Below are 17598 nucleotides of genomic sequence, written 5' to 3'. Positions count from 1 at the left end.
TTTTATAAAGCTCTTACACACGCCTTGAACTGGTCGCCCCGGTCCTCGTAGCTTTTGAACAGGTCGAAGCTGGCACAGCAGGGCGACAGCAACACGGTATCGCCCGGCGAAGCGAGGGCATACGATTTGTCTACGGCCTCTTTCATCGAGCGGGCCTCGGTGATATAGGGCACCTTTCCCTCGAAGAAGGCGTGCAACTTGCTGTTGTCGACCCCGAGGAACACCAGCGCCTTCACCTTATCGCGCACCAACTGCTCGATTTCGGTATAGTCGTTACCCTTGTCCTTGCCGCCCAGAATGAGCACCACAGGGGTCTTCATACTTTCCAGTGCATACCAGCACGAGTTGACATTCGTAGCCTTCGAGTCGTTGATGAACTGCACACCCCGCACCGAAGCAACCCGTTCGAGCCGATGCTCTACCGACTCGAAGTCGCTCAATGCCTTGCGTATGGTCTCCTTCTTCACATTCAGCAGGCAGGCCGACAGGCCGGCAGCCATCGAGTTGTAGAGGTTGTGGCGGCCGTGCAGCGACAGTTCGTCGGCCTTCATCGTGAGTTTCTCCTCGGGGGTGTCGAACGTCAGCTCCCCGTGGTCGGTATAGGCCTGCGTGCCGGGCTCGTGCGTCTCGGCAAAGGGGTAGCGTTGCGACTGGAGGGTGAGGGTCGACAGCTTCTCGTTGATGACGGGGTCGTCGTTCCAGTAGATAAAGGCGTCGTCCTCGGTCTGGTTGCGTATGATGCGGAACTTGGCGTTCACATAGTTCTCCATCTTGTAGTCGTAGCGGTCGAGGTGGTCGGGCGTGATGTTGAGCAGCACGGCGATATTGGCCTTGAAGTCGTACATGTTGTCGAGCTGGAAACTGCTCAACTCGATGACGTAGTAGTCGTAGTCGCAGGTAGCCACCTGCAGGGCCAGACTCTTGCCCACGTTACCGGCCAGGCCTACCTTTAACCCGGCACTCTTCAGAATATGGTAGGTGAGCAGGGTCGTAGTCGTCTTGCCGTTGCTGCCGGTAATGCACACCATACGGGCATGCGTATAGCGACCGGCAAACTCGATTTCGGAGATAACGGGGATATTCCGCTCGCGCAGAGCCACAATCATGGGGGCATTCTCGGGAATGCCGGGACTCTTGACTACCTCGTCGGCATTCAGTATCAGCTCGGGGGTATGGTGACCCTCTTCCCACGCAATACCGTAGTGGTCGAGCTGCTGTTTATATGAGTCTTTGATCGACGACATATCCGAAACGAATACATCGAAACCCTTTATCTGAGCCAGCACGGCGGCTCCCGCACCGCTCTCACCAGCTCCCAACACTACAATTCTCTTTTTCTTTTCCATATCGAAACAACCTTTCTAACGCATTTTCAGCGTAATTATGGTAATAGCTGCCAGCATGAGACAGACAATCCAGAACCGAACAACGATTTTCGATTCGGGCACAGCTTGCAGCGGTTTTTGTATCAAGGCGTTGATACCCGCATTTCCCGGTTTCTGGAAATGGTGGTGCAACGGTGTCATCTTGAAGATACGGCGACCCTCGCCATACTTGCGCTTGGTTATCTTGAAGTAGGCGACCTGCATCATTACCGACAGGTCCTCGACAAAGAAGATAGCGCACAAGATGGGGATAAGCAGCTCTTTGTGTATGCACAAGGCAAAGACGGCAATGATACCGCCCAGCGTGAGGCTGCCCGTGTCGCCCATGAATACCTGGGCGGGATAAGCATTGTACCACAGGAAGCCGATAGTGGCCCCCATGAAAGCACTGGCAAACACCACCAGCTCTTCACTGCCCGGTATATACATTATATTTAAATAGGAGGCATAGGCTATGTGACCCGACAGGTAGGCCAGAATACCCAGCGTAAGCCCCATGATGGCCGAGGTGCCCGTAGCCAGACCGTCGAGACCGTCGGTCAGGTTGGCTCCGTTCGATACGGCAGTCACCACAAAAATGGTGAGCAGGATGAAGATAATCCAGCCGCCGGTCTGGGCATGCTCGCCCAGGAAGGGCACCAGGTCGGCATAATCGAGGTTATTGTTTTTGAAGAAGGGGATGGTCGTCTGGGTCGACTTGATATTCTCAGATTCGTACTTGACCACCTCGGTATCGGTACCGGGAGCCTGTACGGCCACATTTTCACGAATCACCACATCGGGACTCAGATAGAGCGTAAGTCCCACGATGAGCCCCAGCCCCACCTGACCTACAATCTTGAACCGCCCGTGCAGCCCCTCTTTGTCTTTTTTGAATACCTTGATATAGTCGTCGAGGAAACCTATGGCTCCCAGCCATACGGTGGTGATGAGCATCAGTATCATGTAGATGTTGCCCAGCCGACCCAGCAACAGGCAGGGTACCAGTATGGCAATAATGATGATGATACCTCCCATCGTGGGGGTACCCTTTTTGGCCATCTGACCTTCCAGCCCCAGGTCGCGCACAATCTCGCCGATTTGCCGCAACTGCAACCGGTTGATAATGCGCCTACCGATAATCGTGGCAATGAAGAGCGACAGGATAAAAGCGGCTACCGACCGGAACGAAATGTACGAAAACAGTCGTGCACCCGGAATATCGAATATCGATTCGAGATATTGAAACAGATAGTATAGCATAGTCTCTTTATTTCGCAATTAGTCGTTAAGCCTGCTCTTCGGCAAACAGTTTTTCTACCTCTTCCTTATCGTCGAAGTGGTGTTTTACCCCCTCGATTTCCTGGTAATCCTCATGCCCCTTGCCAGCCACCAGTATCACATCGCCAGGATTGGCAAACTGTGTGGCGGTGCGAATGGCTTCGCGACGGTCCACCTGGGTCAAGGTCTTGCGGCGTTGCTCGGCATCGAGCCCGGCCAGCATGTCGTTGAGAATGTCGTTGGGATTCTCGAAGCGGGGATTGTCGGAAGTGAGAATCACCCGGTCGCTCAGGTTCACCGCTTCGCGGGCCATCATGGGTCGTTTGCCCTTGTCGCGGTTGCCGCCGGCACCCACCACGGTGATGATGTGTCCCCGGTTGCCCAGCACCTCACGGATAGAGGTAAGCACATTGTTCAGCGCATCGGGGGTGTGTGCATAGTCTACGATTACGGTATATCCGCGCGACGAGTGCAGGGTCTGGAACCGCCCGGCCACAGGCACCAGCAGGCTCATCTTGCGCAACACCTCGTCGGGGTTCTGCCCCAGCAGACAGGTAGCTCCGTAGACGGCCAGCAGGTTGTAGGCATTGAACTTGCCCACGAACATCACCTCTACCGTCTTGCCGTTGATTTCGAGGGTCATGCCGTCGATACGGCTCTCGATGATCCGGGCCTTGAAGTCGGCCATCGTCCGCAACGAGTAGGTATGCTTCTCGGCCCGCGTGTTCTGCAACATCACCAGGCCCGACTTGTCGTCGATATTGGTCAAGGCAAAAGAGCCCTCGGGCAGTCCGTCGAAGAACGACTTCTTGGCCTTCAGATAGGCCTCTACCGTCTTGTGATAGTCGATGTGGTCGCGTGTCAGGTTGGTAAAGATGGCCCCGTCGAAATCGAGCCCGGCAATGCGGTGCTGGGCTGCCGAGTGCGAACTCACCTCCATGAAGGCATACTGGCAACCGGCATCGACCATCTCGCGCAACAGACGGTGCAGATGCAACGGGTCGGGGGTGGTGTGGGTAGCGGGAACCTTCACCGTATCGATGTAGTTGCACACCGTCGAGAGGAGTCCGGCCTTGTAACCCAGCGAGCGGAACATCTCGTACAGCAGTGTGGCCGTGGTCGTCTTGCCGTTGGTACCGGTTACCCCCACCAGCGTAAGCTCGCGCGAGGGATTGCCATACCAAGCCGAGGCCAACATGCCGAAAGCTACCGCACTGTCATCGACTTTTATATACGACACCTCGCCATTCAGCTCGGTGGGAAACTCTTCACAAACAATCACCTTGGCCCCCTGTGCCATGGCCTGGGGGATAAAGGTATGACCATCGACCGACGCACCGCGCACAGCCACAAACAGGTAGCCGGGTTTTACCTGGCGGGAGTCCGACTCCACACCCGACACCTCGCTCACGGCCGCGCCCTTGCGCTCGACCACTGTAATTCCCGATAATAACTCTTCTACATTTTTCATATCATCGTATCCTTTCCTATTTCAATCTTAAAATCACCGTCGTGCCTGGCTGCAACACAGCGCCCTTGGGGATAGACTGTTCATATACCCGGCCGCGGCCCTGAATATTCACGTTCAATCCGGCATGCTCCAACAGATATAGAGCGTCGCGAGCTCCCATTCCTATCATGTCGGGCATGCTGTCGCAATCGGTTTCCATGTGGAAACAGTCGCTCACATCGCCTTGTACACCCAGTGTCTGCAACACCTCCCGAGCATCGGACAGATTGCCTTTCATCACGGCCGGAGCAAAGGTCAGAGTCGAGTCGGTAGGCAACACCCGAGGCATGTCGAGCCGTCCCATCGAGTAGAGGGTCTCGGCTATCTTCTTCAACACACCGCCGCAATAGTGACCGGCCGAAGGCATGCCCGGCAGATCGGGTTTACCCAACAGAACGATACACGAGTATTGCGGTTTCTCATAGGGGAAGAATCCGCAGAAGGTGATGCGGTAGCGGCTCTCGTACCCGCTGGCACCGAGTACCCGCACCGTACCTGTTTTGCCGGCAATGCCCACTTTGGTCGAACGGGCCCGCCGCCCGGTACCGTCGTTGTCGTTTACCACGGCATAGAGCATCTTGCGCAATTCGCGAGCCGTCTCGGGCTTGCAGGCCTGTTCCCGGATGTAGCGAATGTTGAAGACCGTATCGGTCTGTCCGTTGCGCAACAGTTCTTTCACCAAACGGGGTTTCACAAACTTGCCGTCGTTGGCAATGGCATTGTACAGAGCCAACGTATAGATAGGCGGAATCTGGGTGGTATAGCCGTATGACATGCGGGTGAGGTCGACCCGGTCGCCCACATCGTTTTTCAGGTGACGTATGACGGGACGCGCCGCACCGGGGATACCTAGGTCGAAGGGCTCCATGAAACCCACCTCGTAGATACGTTGCACAAAACGGTCGGGGTCATGCTCGTATCCTTTCAGAATAATCTCGGACAGACCGATATTCGACGAATACTTCATCGCCTCGAGAGCCGTCATCGACGCCCGTCCATGCGTATCGGTGATAGGACGCACCTTTCGGCCCGGCGGATAGCGGAACACGCCATTATGGCCATTGATGATGTCGTTGGGGCGCACGACCCCGTCGTCGAGGGCAATCATCATCGACAGCGGCTTGATAACCGAGCCAGGCTCGTAGCCTTGCACGGCATTGTTTACCGTCTCCAGATACTCTCCGTTGGGCAGCCGTGCCAAATTCGACATGGCCTTGATATCGCCCGTCGCCACCTCCATGACCACCGCCACGGCAAACTCGGGTTGAGTCTCTTCGATTGCCCCCAGCAGGGCCTGCTCGGTAATATCCTGTATATCTATATCGATTGTCGTCTTCACATCGAGACCTCGTTGCGGGGGTACAGCCACCCAATCGACAATACCCGAAGGAATCTGTTTCTTGATGGTCTTTCCCGGCACACCGTACAGCAGGGAGTCAAACGCCTTCTCCAGGCCGCTGCTGCCGTGAAAGGTCTCGTTCAGCCGGCCGATGGCTCGCGAAGCCATATTCCCGTAGGGTTTCTCCCGCTTGATGATTCGGGCCGAATTGAGGTAGAAGCCCGAGAACTTGGTCGGATTCCTCAGGAAGGGAAACGTCTTCATCAACTTGTAGTCCTTTCCCGTCACCTCGCTCACCAGCACATAGCCGCGTTTGCCCTGCTTGAAGGCCTGCCTCATGCTCTGCTCATAGGCGGCAGCCGTCTTTTTGGGAAAATACTTGGCCAGCATCTGGCTCAAAGCCTGCACGCTGTCGTTGAACTCCTTGGCCTTGAACTTGGGCACCGTAAAGTCGATGATGGCCCCGTAGTAGGTCATCGTCGTAGCCAGCACCTCGCCGTTCTGGGCCAGAATATCGCCACGCTCGGGCATCACGTCGAGCGATACCGAGAGCATCTGAGCCGCCTTGGCATTCCATTTATCGGCATGGATAATGCACGTATCGGCCGCCTTTTTGACAATGGCGATACTAAAGAGCAATACCCCTACAATCACCAGGGTATAGCGCAGCAATATATGATTTCTATTCCTTGTCTCCATCGGTCTGTCTCAATTTTACAGGCGGGGTATTGGGTATCTCGAGCCCCAGCCGGTTTTCGTTCACGAGCGTCACGATGCGCGAATGCCGCACAGCCCCCATATACCGGGCTGCAGCACGCACCCGATCGGTCTTGGCATTGACCAGCTCGAATTGCAAATCGCGAATGGTCTGCAACTTGGTCTGGCACACATATCGATTGGCTATCGACAAGCAGAATAGAAAAACCACCGAAGCGATAAAGCCCCAGTGCGAGCGGAAAAAGTCCAGGGAGAAGATACGCCCCTGAATCACCAGCTTCAGATATTTGATAAATCCTATTCTTTCGTTTTTTGCTTTCTTTGCCATACCTCTATACCCTCTCTGCAATTCTCAGTTTAGCACTACGCGAACGGGGATTGCGTTCGATTTCGGCTTCGTCGGGGACAATCACCTTGTGGTTGACCGCCCGGAACGGAGCCTCGATGCGGCCGAAGAAATCCTGTTCGGCACGCCCCTCGACATTTCCCGTGCGTATGAAGTTCTTGACCATGCGGTCTTCGAGCGAGTGGTAGGTGAGTATCACCAGCCGTCCACCGGGAGCCAGCAGTTCGACCGACTGCTCGAGCAGCCGGCGCAGACTCTCCATCTCGCGGTTCACCTCGATGCGCAATGCCTGGAACAGTTGGGCCAGTTCTTTCTTCTCCTGCTTGCGGTTGACGCAGGGACGCACCACCTCGAGCAGCTGCTCGGTCGTAATGATGGGCGACGCGGCCCGGGCCGAAACGATGGCCGAAGCTATGCGGCGCGCACTCTTCAACTCGCCGTAGAGAAAGAAGAGGTCGGCCAATTGCTCCTCGCTATACGTGGCCACCACCTGGGCAGCCGTCTGTAATGCCCGTTGGTTCATGCGCATGTCGAGAGGCCCTTCAAAGCGGAACGAGAACCCCCGCTCCGAATCGTCGAAGTGGTGAAACGAAACCCCCAAATCGGCCAGGATACCGTCGACTTGCTCCACACCATAATAGCGCATGAAGTTTTTCAGATACCTGAAATTACTGTGAACAAATGTAAACCGGCAATCGTCCAAACTGTTGCGCCGGGCATCCTCGTCCTGGTCCAGCGAAAAGAGTCGTCCCGCTTCGCCTAAATGTCCTAAAATGGCCCGGGAATGTCCACCTCCGCCAAAGGTCACATCGACATAGGTGCCACCGGGTTTGATGGCCAGTCCGTCGATACACTCCTCGAGAAGTGCAGGTATATGATATACAGTCGATTGCAATTCCATTTACTACTTGTCCTCCAACTTCACATTTTTGCAGGGTAAAGATAGGCATTAATCCCTAATCCCGCAGTGCTCTTTTTCACTTTTTTCGCTATTTTTTTTCATCTAAAGTCCAAAAATTTCCGGGCATTAACTCGACGACTTCTATCATTCCGTAATAAAAGCCCTGTTCATATCTGTAAAAATAAAAAAATGGTGTATTTTTGTACACACTTTTTATGAATGTCATGAGTTCCGAACCTCTGAAAATCGATATTGAGAAGGTAGTCAGAGAGAAAACGCCCAAATATGCGAAACGGATTCCGGGTTTTCTCTTCCGTTATCTCAAGCGCACTATCCATCAGGACGAGATAAACTACGTACTCAGCACTTACAAGGAGAGCACCGGCGTGCAGTTTGCCGACGACCTGCTCGATTACATGAACGTGCACGCCCGCGTCTTCGGCATCGAGAATATTCCGGCCGAAGGGCGTTTCATTTTTGCCTCGAATCACCCGCTGGGAGCGCTCGACGGAGTGACGCTCATCCGATTCTTCGGACATTATTACAACGGGAAAATCAAATTTCTCGTCAACGACCTGTTGATGAATATCAAACCGTTGGCTCCCGTATTCCTGCCCATCAACAAGTACGGCTCCCAGGCCAAGGAGTCGAGCGTGCAGATAAACAAAGCCTACGATTCCGACGAACAGATGCTCATCTTCCCCGCCGGCTTGTGCTCGCGCCTGCAACACGGCAAGATATGCGACCTGGAGTGGAAAAAGACCTTCATCGCCAAAGCCATCCAATCGCAGCGCGATGTAATACCCATTTTTTTCGAAGGTCAGAATTCAGCCTTTTTTTATCGATTTGCTAAAATACGTAAATCTCTCGGCATAAAATTTAATATAGAATTGATATATTTGCCCGACGAAATGTTTAGCAGTAAAAACAAGACTTTCAACATCTACATCGGCAAACCTATCCCCTGGCAGACATTCGACAAGTCCAAGAGTCTTCAAGAGTGGGCCCAGATTGTAAAACAACAAGTCTATCAGATTAAAAAACAACAACATGGAACCGATTATCGCGCCTGTTGACAAAGAACTCATCAAGTCGGAACTGACCCCCGACCGATTTATGCGGGATACCCGCAAGGGCGGAAACAAAATATACATTGTCGATTGTAACAACGCACCCAATACCATGCGCGAAATAGGAAGACTGCGCGAAATCGCCTTCCGTTTTCCCGGCGGCGGCACCGGGCTCGCCCTCGACATCGACCAGTTCGATACGATGGACCCGCCCTGCCAGCAGCTTATCGTATGGAACCCCGATGCCGAAGAGATCATAGGCGGCTACCGCTTCATCCTGGGCGAGAACATCCGTACCGATGAGCAGGGCCGGCCCCGCATCGCCACCTCGCACCTCTTCGACTTCTCCGACAAGTTCCTGCACGAATACCTGCCTCGCACCATCGAGCTGGGACGCTCGTTCGTTACGCTCGAATACCAGTCGTCGCGTGCCGGAGCCAAGGGCCTCTTTGCCCTCGACAACCTGTGGGACGGTCTGGGTGCCCTCACGGTCGACTATCCGCAAATCGAATATTTCTTCGGGAAGGTGACCATGTACCCCACCTACTCGCACGAGGGGCGCAACATGATTCTCTACTTCCTGAACAAGCACTTCCCCGACCCCGAGCATCTGGTGTGGCCGCGGTACCCGCTGCAAACCAATACCGACGAGGAGAAGATGAGCCGGCTCTTCATTCACGACGACTTCAAGGAAGATTACAAGATATTGAACCAGGAGGTACGCAAACTCGGGTACAACATTCCTCCGCTGGTCAACGCCTACATGGGACTCTCGCCCACAATGAAGATGTTTGGCACAGCCATCAACGACGAGTTCGGCAACGTAGAGGAGTCGGGTATCCTCATCGCTATCAAGGATATCATTGCGGAGAAACGAAGCCGATACATCGAAACTTACGACAAACTGCCTCCGATAAAAATTTCGTAGCGGAACGGTTCCGCCCTTTTTATCGGGTGAATAAATAGATATTCGCCATGAAACCGAGCGCTCTACTGCCCGCGGCACTTGTGCTTCTGTTCAGCCAGTGCGGCGGAAACGAATCGTATATCCTCACCGAAACCGACTACATGCCGGCTTTCGCCGGCGACTCCTGCCTCTACATCGACCGCGACGACGACCTGCGCTTTGCCGGCCCCTACACCGACGCCTCGCTCTTCTACGACGACATGGCGCTGGTGTGCAACCGGGCCGACGACAAGTGGGGGTACATCGACGACGCGGGCGAACTCATCTACCCGGCCGTCTACAAAGAGGCAACCATATTCCACGAGAACCGCGCCTGGGTGGTACGCCCCGACGAGGCCCCCTGTGCCATCGACACCAAGGGGCGCCTGCAACTCACCCTCACCCGGGCCTCCCGGGCGATGATCTTCTGCGAGGGGATGGCCGCCTTTGCCCAAAAGGGGAAACGGGGCGAGCGATGGGGATTTATCGACAAGAGCGGAAAGACGGTGGTCAAACCCGCCTATCGGCAGGTGAAGCCCTTTACCCAGGGACTGGCCGCAGTCCAGAACGAGGAGGGAATGTGGGGATACATCGACGCCCAGGGCGTAGAGACGATAGCCCCCCGGTACGAATCGGCCGAATCGTTCTCGACTCACCGACAGGCTGTCGTGCAGGTAAAGCCCGGCACCTTCCGGGTCATCGGCATGCAGGGCGACTCCATCTGGCAAACCGAGTGTGAAAACCTGGTTTCAGACGGTACCCTCTTCCGCATCCAAAAGGCGGGGAAATGGGGCTGGTGCGACGCCAGCGGCAAAGAGGTTATCGCCCCCGCCTTCGACGACAGCCGCGCCTTCGGCTCGGCCGAACTGGCTCCGGTGAAGTTGCAAGGGAAATGGGGATACATCGACCGCCACGGCAAGTGGAAGATAAAGCGGCAGTTTGCCGAAGCCCTCCCCTTCTTCGACGGGTTGGCTCTGGTACAGGCCGGCACCGTATACGGGTTTGTCGACACCGACGGCCGCTACCGCATCAATCCGCAATACGACCGCATATCGGCCGATTACATGCAGCAGGCTCTGGGCGCCGGCAGTGCCTTCACCACCGTAGCCAGCAACCACGCCCGATACAAATAAGTCACAAAGGAACAAGCCCCCTTCCAGGGGAGCGAAGGAAATTAAAGCCCCTCGAGCGAGCGGACCGAGAGTTCGCCCAGCGAGTTCTTCTTGATTTCGGGGGTTCCCCGGTAATAGACCTCGCCGTTGCCCGTAGCCCAGGCTGTCAGTTTCTTCTGGGCATGACACCCGATTACACCGTTGCCCGTAATGCGGCAACTCACGTCGCGAGCCACCAGACCGTCGGCCTCGATTTGTCCCGTGCCAGTTACCGAGAGCTCGGCCTCCCGGCATTTACCGGCCAGCACCACCTTGCCGCTGCCGGTCAGCACCGATGCCTTCACAATACCGTAATCGATGTGACGCCCGGCAATCAAGCCATTGCCTATCACCTTGGCCTGGAAGGCTGCCCCCGAAACGGGCGATGTAATCTGCACCGAACCTATACCGTTGTTCTCGACATACTCCAGCGCCGTAGAGTAGACGATAATCGAGCCCTGCATCTGCTCCTTGTCGCGCGGGCCCTTGTATTTGATGGTGAGCTGCCCCTTCTTCGAGACACACTCGATATTCTCTATATCGTCGGTAGCCGCCATGACCACAATCACCCCGGCCGAGTCGGCATTCTGCCGGTACGACACGTCGAAGTTGTTGTACACCTTCATCTTGTAGAAATCGTCGACCGCGAGTTGTTTCACCGAGGTCTCTACCGTCTGAGCCTGCATCCCCACAACCGAGAGGAGGCAAACGGCCCACATCCCTATCTTCTTCATACTCATTTCTCGTTTATAACTTGGTTGGGTAATATCTCATATTCTATCTTGTCGAGGATAGCCGTGAGCGCCTCTACGGTATCGGCCTGCAACATGGCGATACGGGTCTCCCTGAAGTTGGGGATTCCCTTGAACAGAGGCGTGGCGGCCAGATGCCGACGGATGTGCAGGATGCCCCGATGCTCGTCGAGCCGGGCCACACTCTCGAGCATCTGCCGGCGCAGGGCCGACATCTTCTCGTGAATCGTGAGCGGCGGCAGTTCCTCGCCGGTGAGCAGGTAGTGCTTCATCTCCTTGAAAATCCAGGGGCAACCGAAGCTGGCCCGCCCTACCATCACGGCATCGACCCCGTAGCGGTCGAACTTCTCCTTGGCTATCTGCGGAGTGGTCACATCGCCATTCCCGATGATGGGAATGTGCATGCGGGGGTTGTTCTTCACCTCGCCGATGAGCGTCCAGTCGGCCTCGCCGGTATACATCTGACTGCGGGTGCGCCCGTGTATGGTGAGGGCGGCGATACCGCAGTCCTGCAACTGCTCGGCCAGCTCGACAATAATGCGCGACTCCTGGTCCCACCCCAGACGGGTCTTCACCGTGACGGGTATCTTCACGGCATCGACTACGGCCCGGGTAATCTTCAGCATCAGCGGTACATCCCGCAACATGCCGGCCCCGGCACCCTTGCCGGCCACCTTCTTCACCGGGCAGCCGAAGTTGATGTCGAGCACGTCGGGGTGAGCCTCCTCGCACATGCGGGCGGCCTCGACCATCGCATCGACAAAGCGGCCGTAAATCTGGATGGCCACCGGACGCTCCTCGTCATGTATGTTCAGTTTGCGGGTAGTGCTGTTGATATTGCGCACCAGCGCATCGCTCGACACAAACTCCGTATAGACCATATCGGCCCCGAACTCCTTGCACATGAGGCGGAACGACTCGTCCGTCACATCTTCCATCGGGGCCAGAAACAGCGGATACCGGCCAAAATCGAGATTACCTATTTTCATGTCTGCATCTGATTGACAAGACGAATATACAAAAAACTATCTGCCTCGTCGCTATATAGTTATAAAAATTAACAATTATTCTATTCGTAAATTAACATAGACAACCTTTCTTCGGCCAGCAGCTCATTGGCCACGGCCATCAAGTCGTCGGCCGTAATCTGCTCGACCCGTCGGGCAACCTCCTCCAGCGAGTCGAACCGGCCGTAGCGCAGGAAACTCTTGCCCAGAGCCAGGGCCACATTCTCCGAGTTGTCGGTCGATACCTCGAGCTGCCCGATGAACTGCCGCTTGGCCGAGGCCAGCTTCGAAGCCGAAAGCCGCTGTTCGCGCAACCGCTTCAACTCGCGGCGCACCAGGTCGATGCAACGGCGGGTATCGTGATGGTCGGTACCGAAATAGATAGTAAACAGGCCGGTATCGGTATACGAGGTCACCGACGACTCTACCGTATAGACATAGCCCCGCTTCTCGCGCAAGCTCACATTCAGCAGGCTGTTCATGCCGGGGCCGCCCAGCAGATTGTTCAACAGCAGCAGGGCGCGGCGGCGCGGGTCGTGCAGGTCGTAGGCCCGGGCCCCGATGATGACGTGCGACTGGTGCGTATCCCGGTTGATGGTGCGCGTGAAAGCCGGCACCGGGTGGGGCAACTGGCGATTCATCGGTGCCGTGGGACGGGTGAGCCCGCCCAGATAGCGCTCGGCCAGAGCCTTCACCCGGGCAAAGGGAGTAGCCCCCATCGAAAAGAACACCATGTTGCCGGGGGTATAATGGTCGGTGAGGAACTGCCGGGCCACCGCCGACGTCATGCGGTTGAGCGACTCGGCCGAACCAAGAATGTTGCGACCCAGCGCACACCCCTCGAAGAGCAGCGACTCAAACTCGTCGTATATCAGCTCGGTAGGGGTATCGAGGTAGAGATCGATTTCATCGGCCACCACCTCTCGCTCCTTGCTCAACTCCCGCTCGGGGAACTGCGAGTTGGCCACCAGGTCGCCCAGCAGCTCCATGGCCCGGGGCAGATGCACGCCCGGGAAAATCGAGTAGACCACCGTCTCCTCCTTGGCCGTGTAGGCATTCAGCTCGCCCCCCACCACCTCCATGCGGTTGAGGATATGCGACGCACGCCGGTGGGTCGTACCCTTGAACAACGTATGCTCCACGAAATGGGCCAACCCGTTGTAGGCCTCCTCCTCGTCGCGGGTACCGGCATTGACCGTAAAGCCGCAATACGAAACGGCCGACTGCGTGGGCCGGTGTATGAGCCGCAGGCCGTTGGACAAGGTGCAAATCTGATATTCTTCCATAAATAAACCGTCCTCTGTTAGGAGCTGCAAAAATACGACATTCCCGCCCGTTCCACAAAAAACGGCGATATTATTCTGCCCCTATACAGGTGAACCCTCTTTCCGTATTCTTTTTTGAATAAGAAAGACAAGAAACTGTTCGTAGGAAGGGATTTATCATCGACCTTCAAAAGTGATGAAACGCATAACCGATTGACAGGAAGATGCTCTGGCTCAACTCTCTCTTGGGCACATAGAACTTCTGCCCGTTGTCCAGCATAATATTCCTCCGCCCGGAATAATAGTCGAGATTCGAGACAGAATACCCGCCCCTGAATATAAAACGACCAATGGCAAAATTGATCGAGGCCCGGGCATTCCAGTAGAACCACTGGAGCCCCTTATTGGGAAATGTGCGGTAATCTACGGTCTGGCTGACGGCTCCCGAAAACTGCTTGATTTCATAGGTCAAAGAGTTTCGGAACGGACACGCCAGACTGAGCCCCGGCTCGGCCTGAACCCAAAGACGACAGTCGTTATCCGCACTCGCCCAGATAGCAGGAGATTTAATGACCAACGACGGCTTCAATATCAGCCATCCGATGTTTCGCTCATTGTCGGCAAGCTCGGCTTCATGCCCGTCAATCACAGTCTGACGGCTCGGTTGATTGTATTGGCTGGTCAATTCCAGTCCAAGTGACACGCCCAGATACTTATGGAAAAGCCAGCTGACGGAAGGCTCCAATTGCCAGGCCGGTTCATTATTCAGGTACAGCCCCCCGTACAAATCGGCCGTAAAAGCCGAAGCCTCGTCTTGCGCATACATCCCTGCAGGTCCACAGCACCATACGGAAACAAATAAAAGCGTCAAATACCGGCTCAATCTCATAACCATTATATCCAACTCGTTCTGGAATCATCTGTGGCAAATATATGCAAATCCTGGATTTTCCCCACACCTTATAGCGCAATTTATAATCTCGCCTCTTACTCTCGTTCATAGAACAAGAGGCCATATATCGAAAATTTCATTTTCTATTTGTCTCGATAGCCACCTTTCACTATCTTTGGATAAGATAGGATGCAGTTCGGCATAGTCAAATTTGAAAACATGGTTTTCATTTGCCTCTGCGCTCACCTTTCACTATCTTTGAAAAAACAAACGACACTATGCAAAGCATTACCGTATTTTGCTCGGCCTCCGATGCCATCGCCCCCGACTACAAGCACGAGGCCGAGGTGCTGGGCCAATGGATAGGGACCCACGGCTACCGGCTGGTCTACGGCGGGGCCAATGGCGGACTCATGGAGATTGTGGCCCGGTGCGCCCGCAACAACGGCAGCCCCGTGCTGGGCATCATCACCAGCCACATCGCCCACCTGGGACGGTCGAGCCAGCAACCTACCGAGCTCATCACTACCGACGACATGGGCGACCGCAAGCGACGCCTCATCAATCAGGGCGACATCATCGTGGCTCTGCCCGGCGGCATCGGCACCATCGACGAACTCTTCGACGCCATCACCACCAAGATGCTCGGTCACCACGACAAGCCCATCGTCATCTGCAACACGCAGGGCATATTCGAGCCCCTCGTGCAACAGCTCGACCTGCTGCGCCGGCAAGGCTTCCTACGGTACGACCGCCCCGACCTCTACCAGGTCGTGCCCGACGCCCGCGCCTGCTGCGAACTACTGGAGCAACAAAACCGTTAATAACCCAAACTGACAGCGATATGAAAAAAAGCAACCTCTACACCCTCACCGGCGACAAAGGCACCACCTCGCTGGTGGGCGGACTGCGCATCTCGAAAAACGACCCGCGGCTCGAAGCCTACGGCACCATCGACGAACTCAACGCCCACATCGGCCTGCTGCGCCAGATGGGCAACGACCCCGACGACGACGCCCTGCTCCTCTTCATACAGAACAAACTCTTTGTCGTAGGCTCCTACCTGGCCACCGACACCTCGTTCACCCAACTGCGCGATGCCAGCCGACTGCACCCCGCCGACATCGAGCGCATCGAAAACCGCATCGACACCCTCGATGCCACCGTGCCGCCGCTCCACGCCTTCCTGCTGCCCGGCGGGACAGCCGCCGCCGCTCAAGCCCACGTGTGCCGCACCGTATGCCGCCGGGCCGAACGCCGCATCTGCCAGGTTGCCCAAGAGGTTCTGGTCGACGAAAACATCCTGAAATTTGTCAATCGCCTCTCCGACTACTTCTTCGTTTTAGCGCGATTTAACAATTATGTCAAAAAACAGGACGAAATTTTCTGGGATAAAGATTGCTAATGAAAATAAATGAGCTATTTTTGCGAACATTTTATAGAAAGACATATCAACAAGTTAAAAATTTAACACTATGTACTGGACATTGGAATTAGCATCGAAACTCGAAGACGCACCTTGGCCTGCAACAAAAGAGGAGTTGATCGACTACGCTATGCGTTCCGGGGCACCTCTTGAAGTTATCGAGAACTTGCAGGAGATGGAAGACGAAGGGGAGACCTATGAATGTATCGAAGATATTTGGCCCGACTACCCCAGCAAAGAAGACTTCTTCTTCAACGAGGAAGAATATTGATGCGTTCTTAAGCGCAAGATAACAAATAAATCCCTGTTAATCGAACAGATTAGCAGGGATTTATTTGTTTATCCAAACGTGTTTGATAGCCTCAAACGACGAAAATATAACCGATGATTTATAGTTTTTCAGATACTTTGTTGTCTAATAGGGTAGAAATCTGAAATCATGATGGAACAGAAGGAACAGCAATTCACCCGATTGGTAGAGCAGCACAAGACCGTTATCTATACCGTCTGCTATATGTTTTCCGGAAGCAGAGAGGAGGCGGAAGACCTTTTTCAAGATGTGCTGGTCAGGCTCTGGAAAGGATATGACACATTCCGCGGAGAGTCAGATGCCAGAACCTGGATCTACCGTGTAAGCCTCAACACCTGCATTAACGGACAGAAAAGGAAAAGAAAGGGAATCAAACATATCCCGTTAAGCATCGATGTCGATTTCTTTGAAGAAATAAGCGACAGGACCCTGCAAGTAAGACGTCTGTATGACAGGATAAACCGCCTCGGACTGGTTGACCGTGCTCTGATTCTCCTGTGGCTTGAAGGATTGTCTTATGAAGAAATCGGGGCGGTCATAGGCATTTCCGTAAAGAATGTCTCCTTCCAACTCTACAGGATTAAAGAGGAACTTAAGAAAATGAACAATTAAGTAAAAGGCTATGCAGAACGACAATTTATCCATGTATGATGAACTCCGGCAAATGAAGTCGGACTATGACTATCTCAAGGCAGATATGGACAAACAGTTGATTATCAACCGGCAACTTATGGAACTGGTTTTGCGGAACCATATCGATGTGCTGGATTCAAACAGGAGAACCACCCTGGCCGGTGTAGGTGCAGCGATACTGATTATATTGGCAGCCTCCTATATCAAGGGACTTGACATGTGCCTTGCCGGCATGCTTGCAGCGTTCTATGTACTGCTGCTGATGGGTTATGTATTCATATACCACAAACTCGGGAAAATAGAATACGGCGCAGACGACCTGCTCTCGACGGTAACCCGATTACGGAAATTCAAACGGAACTACATGATTGTCAATACAGTCTCGTGGGTTCTGGCGATAGGTCTCATGTGCTTCATATTTCCGGCAATCTACAACACATTCCGCGTCCCGGAGCGGGGCATCGCTGCCATCACCTTCATGTGCGTGGCTATCTTTGCCGGTATCTGTATCCAGTATTTCATTGACCGAAAAGTGCTTAGGGCCTGCGACGACATCATCAAACAGTTGAAGGTCAAGCCATAAAAGAGCACATCTTTCGATAGACAATAATCGAGTAGAGGGCAAACAACTTAGTTTGCCTTCTACTCTCCCAGAATAGCATGGTATCTGTTTGCTTCCTCATCCCTA

18 protein-coding genes are annotated in these 17598 nt (G+C 54.5%); 8 read left to right on the top strand and 10 right to left on the bottom strand.

Going from position 1 to position 17598, the window contains the following annotated elements; translation table 11 throughout:
• Window positions 1–2: 2 nt before the first annotated feature.
• Genes murD through rsmH form a run of 6 tightly spaced genes read right to left on the bottom strand, consistent with a single transcriptional unit; the run spans window position 3 to window position 7458 of the window.
• Window positions 3–1346 carry a UDP-N-acetylmuramoyl-L-alanine--D-glutamate ligase gene (gene murD, locus Q1K76_RS07315; RefSeq protein WP_300132196.1) on the bottom strand — a complete coding sequence of 448 codons (1344 nt, stop codon included), beginning with the start codon at window positions 1344–1346 and terminating at the stop codon, window positions 3–5.
• Window positions 1347–1361: 15 nt separating this feature from the next.
• Complete coding sequence (gene mraY, locus Q1K76_RS07310; RefSeq protein WP_258327714.1) at window positions 1362–2627, bottom strand: phospho-N-acetylmuramoyl-pentapeptide-transferase; 1266 nt, start codon at window positions 2625–2627, stop codon at window positions 1362–1364.
• 25 nt (window positions 2628–2652) lie between these two features.
• The gene (locus tag Q1K76_RS07305; protein ID WP_087409361.1) at window positions 2653–4116 is read right to left on the bottom strand and encodes a UDP-N-acetylmuramoyl-L-alanyl-D-glutamate--2,6-diaminopimelate ligase; all 1464 of its coding nucleotides are present in this window, start codon (window positions 4114–4116) and stop codon (window positions 2653–2655) included.
• 16 nt (window positions 4117–4132) lie between these two features.
• Window positions 4133–6193, bottom strand: a complete 2061-nt coding sequence (locus Q1K76_RS07300; protein ID WP_087409360.1) for a penicillin-binding protein — start codon at window positions 6191–6193, stop codon at window positions 4133–4135.
• Window positions 6177–6539 (bottom strand): FtsL-like putative cell division protein, encoded by a 363-nt coding sequence (locus Q1K76_RS07295; protein WP_087409359.1) that lies wholly within the window; start codon window positions 6537–6539, stop codon window positions 6177–6179. The genes Q1K76_RS07300 and Q1K76_RS07295 overlap by 17 nt, the downstream gene beginning before the upstream one ends.
• 4 nt (window positions 6540–6543) lie before the next feature.
• On the bottom strand, window positions 6544–7458 hold the full coding sequence (gene rsmH, locus Q1K76_RS07290; RefSeq protein WP_258327712.1) for a 16S rRNA (cytosine(1402)-N(4))-methyltransferase RsmH: 915 nt from the start codon (window positions 7456–7458) through the stop codon (window positions 6544–6546).
• A gap of 224 nt (window positions 7459–7682) precedes the next feature.
• Here rsmH and Q1K76_RS07285 point away from each other — a divergent pair, with 224 nt between their 5' ends.
• From Q1K76_RS07285 to Q1K76_RS07275, 3 genes are read left to right on the top strand one after another with little or no spacing between them, the layout of a single operon-like run.
• A complete protein-coding gene (locus tag Q1K76_RS07285) occupies window positions 7683–8534 on the top strand; it encodes a 1-acyl-sn-glycerol-3-phosphate acyltransferase (protein WP_258327711.1) in 852 nt (283 codons plus the stop codon).
• Window positions 8509–9456: a GNAT family N-acetyltransferase gene (locus tag Q1K76_RS07280; RefSeq protein ID WP_087409357.1), complete on the top strand. Its 948-nt coding sequence runs from the start codon at window positions 8509–8511 to the stop codon at window positions 9454–9456. The genes Q1K76_RS07285 and Q1K76_RS07280 overlap by 26 nt, the downstream gene beginning before the upstream one ends.
• A 47-nt stretch (window positions 9457–9503) precedes the next feature.
• The gene (locus tag Q1K76_RS07275; protein ID WP_300132190.1) at window positions 9504–10607 is read left to right on the top strand and encodes a WG repeat-containing protein; all 1104 of its coding nucleotides are present in this window, start codon (window positions 9504–9506) and stop codon (window positions 10605–10607) included.
• A 41-nt stretch (window positions 10608–10648) separates the two neighbouring features.
• Here Q1K76_RS07275 and Q1K76_RS07270 read toward each other — a convergent pair whose 3' ends face one another.
• From Q1K76_RS07270 to Q1K76_RS07255, 4 genes are all read right to left on the bottom strand, one after another.
• The gene (locus Q1K76_RS07270; RefSeq protein ID WP_158096877.1) at window positions 10649–11359 is read right to left on the bottom strand and encodes a DUF2807 domain-containing protein; all 711 of its coding nucleotides are present in this window, start codon (window positions 11357–11359) and stop codon (window positions 10649–10651) included.
• 2 nt (window positions 11360–11361) lie between these two features.
• Window positions 11362–12366, bottom strand: coding sequence for a tRNA dihydrouridine synthase DusB (gene dusB, locus Q1K76_RS07265; RefSeq protein WP_087409354.1), 1005 nt, complete (start codon window positions 12364–12366; stop codon window positions 11362–11364).
• Between the two features lie 80 nt (window positions 12367–12446).
• Window positions 12447–13670, bottom strand: a complete 1224-nt coding sequence (locus Q1K76_RS07260) for a pitrilysin family protein (RefSeq protein WP_300132188.1) — start codon at window positions 13668–13670, stop codon at window positions 12447–12449.
• A gap of 166 nt (window positions 13671–13836) precedes the next feature.
• Window positions 13837–14544 (bottom strand): hypothetical protein, encoded by a 708-nt coding sequence (locus Q1K76_RS07255; protein ID WP_300132186.1) that lies wholly within the window; start codon window positions 14542–14544, stop codon window positions 13837–13839.
• A gap of 275 nt (window positions 14545–14819) precedes the next feature.
• Between Q1K76_RS07255 and Q1K76_RS07250 the strand changes: the two genes are divergently transcribed.
• From Q1K76_RS07250 to Q1K76_RS07230, 5 genes are all read left to right on the top strand, one after another.
• On the top strand, window positions 14820–15365 hold the full coding sequence (locus Q1K76_RS07250; protein WP_300132183.1) for a TIGR00730 family Rossman fold protein: 546 nt from the start codon (window positions 14820–14822) through the stop codon (window positions 15363–15365).
• A 20-nt stretch (window positions 15366–15385) separates the two neighbouring features.
• Window positions 15386–15946 carry a cob(I)yrinic acid a,c-diamide adenosyltransferase gene (locus tag Q1K76_RS07245; protein ID WP_087409350.1) on the top strand — a complete coding sequence of 187 codons (561 nt, stop codon included), beginning with the start codon at window positions 15386–15388 and terminating at the stop codon, window positions 15944–15946.
• Between the two features lie 70 nt (window positions 15947–16016).
• Complete coding sequence (locus Q1K76_RS07240; RefSeq protein WP_008863178.1) at window positions 16017–16238, top strand: DUF2795 domain-containing protein; 222 nt, start codon at window positions 16017–16019, stop codon at window positions 16236–16238.
• A 171-nt stretch (window positions 16239–16409) separates the two neighbouring features.
• Complete coding sequence (locus Q1K76_RS07235; RefSeq protein ID WP_289543015.1) at window positions 16410–16889, top strand: sigma-70 family RNA polymerase sigma factor; 480 nt, start codon at window positions 16410–16412, stop codon at window positions 16887–16889.
• 10 nt (window positions 16890–16899) lie between these two features.
• Window positions 16900–17493: a hypothetical protein gene (locus Q1K76_RS07230; protein ID WP_300132179.1), complete on the top strand. Its 594-nt coding sequence runs from the start codon at window positions 16900–16902 to the stop codon at window positions 17491–17493.
• Window positions 17494–17598 lie beyond the last annotated feature (105 nt).

Source organism: uncultured Barnesiella sp. (assembly GCF_946496565.1).
Taxonomy (GTDB): Bacteria; Bacteroidota; Bacteroidia; order Bacteroidales; family Barnesiellaceae; genus Barnesiella; species Barnesiella merdigallinarum.
The sequence above is the reverse complement of the archived record's forward strand: the minus strand, read 5'-3'. Positions and strand labels throughout refer to the sequence as shown.

Excerpts from the sequence above, each read along its gene's own strand:
- Q1K76_RS07235 (WP_289543015.1), top strand. The coding sequence starts at position 16,410 with ATGGAACAGAAGGAACAGCAATTCACCCGATTGGTAGAGCAGCACAAG.
- Q1K76_RS07255 (WP_300132186.1), bottom strand. The coding sequence starts at position 14,544 with ATGGTTATGAGATTGAGCCGGTATTTGACGCTTTTATTTGTTTCCGTA.
- Q1K76_RS07260 (WP_300132188.1), bottom strand. The coding sequence starts at position 13,670 with ATGGAAGAATATCAGATTTGCACCTTGTCCAACGGCCTGCGGCTCATA.
- Q1K76_RS07300 (WP_087409360.1), bottom strand. The coding sequence starts at position 6,193 with ATGGAGACAAGGAATAGAAATCATATATTGCTGCGCTATACCCTGGTG.
- Q1K76_RS07230 (WP_300132179.1), top strand. The coding sequence starts at position 16,900 with ATGCAGAACGACAATTTATCCATGTATGATGAACTCCGGCAAATGAAG.
- Q1K76_RS07270 (WP_158096877.1), bottom strand. The coding sequence starts at position 11,359 with ATGAAGAAGATAGGGATGTGGGCCGTTTGCCTCCTCTCGGTTGTGGGG.
- murD (WP_300132196.1), bottom strand. The coding sequence starts at position 1,346 with ATGGAAAAGAAAAAGAGAATTGTAGTGTTGGGAGCTGGTGAGAGCGGT.
- Q1K76_RS07295 (WP_087409359.1), bottom strand. The coding sequence starts at position 6,539 with ATGGCAAAGAAAGCAAAAAACGAAAGAATAGGATTTATCAAATATCTG.
- Q1K76_RS07245 (WP_087409350.1), top strand. The coding sequence starts at position 15,386 with ATGAAAAAAAGCAACCTCTACACCCTCACCGGCGACAAAGGCACCACC.
- Q1K76_RS07275 (WP_300132190.1), top strand. The coding sequence starts at position 9,504 with ATGAAACCGAGCGCTCTACTGCCCGCGGCACTTGTGCTTCTGTTCAGC.
- rsmH (WP_258327712.1), bottom strand. The coding sequence starts at position 7,458 with ATGGAATTGCAATCGACTGTATATCATATACCTGCACTTCTCGAGGAG.
- Q1K76_RS07240 (WP_008863178.1), top strand. The coding sequence starts at position 16,017 with ATGTACTGGACATTGGAATTAGCATCGAAACTCGAAGACGCACCTTGG.
- Q1K76_RS07305 (WP_087409361.1), bottom strand. The coding sequence starts at position 4,116 with ATGAAAAATGTAGAAGAGTTATTATCGGGAATTACAGTGGTCGAGCGC.
- Q1K76_RS07280 (WP_087409357.1), top strand. The coding sequence starts at position 8,509 with ATGGAACCGATTATCGCGCCTGTTGACAAAGAACTCATCAAGTCGGAA.
- Q1K76_RS07250 (WP_300132183.1), top strand. The coding sequence starts at position 14,820 with ATGCAAAGCATTACCGTATTTTGCTCGGCCTCCGATGCCATCGCCCCC.
- Q1K76_RS07285 (WP_258327711.1), top strand. The coding sequence starts at position 7,683 with ATGAGTTCCGAACCTCTGAAAATCGATATTGAGAAGGTAGTCAGAGAG.
- dusB (WP_087409354.1), bottom strand. The coding sequence starts at position 12,366 with ATGAAAATAGGTAATCTCGATTTTGGCCGGTATCCGCTGTTTCTGGCC.
- mraY (WP_258327714.1), bottom strand. The coding sequence starts at position 2,627 with ATGCTATACTATCTGTTTCAATATCTCGAATCGATATTCGATATTCCG.